Annotated in this window: 1 protein-coding gene and 1 pseudogene; both read left to right on the forward strand. The window is 70.6% G+C overall.

Translation table 11 applies throughout. The features are described 5' to 3' along the window. A pseudogene (locus tag AC5RUH_RS16695) lies at positions 1–598 on the forward strand (hypothetical protein); the annotation flags it as partial. 29 nt (positions 599–627) lie between these two features. Further along, positions 628–978 (forward strand): twin-arginine translocase TatA/TatE family subunit (locus AC5RUH_RS16700; RefSeq protein ID WP_494129157.1); only part of this gene is annotated, 351 nt, incomplete at its 3' end.

Raw genomic sequence — 978 nt, forward strand, 5'->3', positions numbered from 1 at the left:
GGACGCCGGCCGCGGCCTTGCCACCGGGGCGGCCTGGGTGCCGGTGGCCGCCGATGCAGGCGCCGCCCGTCCGATCGCCCTGAACGGCGCGGCACTCGAGGAGCTGCGGCGCGGCGGCTGGACCTGCCCGGTGCTGCCCGGGCTCGGCTACCGCCTGCAGAGCGCGGAACAGACGGTCGTGGACGGGCATCCTGCCGTCAGGCTCGAGCTCGGCGACGGCAGCCACCGGGTGACGGTCACCGAGCAACGGCGCGGAGACGGCAGCGCCGGCGGGACGGCCCGGGTGGCTGACCCCGCGCCGCCGGTGAATGCGGCCACGGGCCATCCCGTGACCATGGACGGATTCCGGGAAGTGGCCGGGCTGGACCGCGCGGTGTGGGTGCGCGGCGGCGAGGACTGGACCGTGGTGCTCCACTCCGACGAGGTGACGTACACGTTGTGGTCGGACCTCCCGCTGGCCGAGATGCCGGAGACGGTCAGCCATGTGGTGCTGTCGGAGAACTCCCGCCTGAAGCTGCCGATGCCGTCCCCGGCCGACGATCCGTTCAGCCGGATCGTCCGCGGATTGGGCATGATGGTCAGCCCGCCAAGTGGCTGACCGGCCCGGCGAACGGGTAACCTTCAATCGTGTTTGGAATCAACGGCTCAGAACTGATCATCCTGGCAATTCTTGCCGTGGTGATCCTCGGACCTGAGCGGTTGCCCGAATACGCCGCGCAGTTGGCCAGGTTCGTCAAACAGCTGAAGACCATGGCCGCCGGTGCCAAGGAACAGCTGCGCGAAGAAGTCGGCGACGACATCGTCGACATGGACTGGCGCAAGCTTGATCCGCGGCAATACGACCCTCGGCGGATCATCAAGGAAGCCTTGTTGGACGAGGACGAGGCGCCGCGTCCTGCGCCGGCGGCGCCGGCTGTCGCGGCAGCAGCCGCGACCGCGGCAGGCACGGCCGTGTCAACCGGTTCGCGGGCGCCGGCG

The organism is Arthrobacter sp. Y3223166 (genome assembly GCF_059090935.1).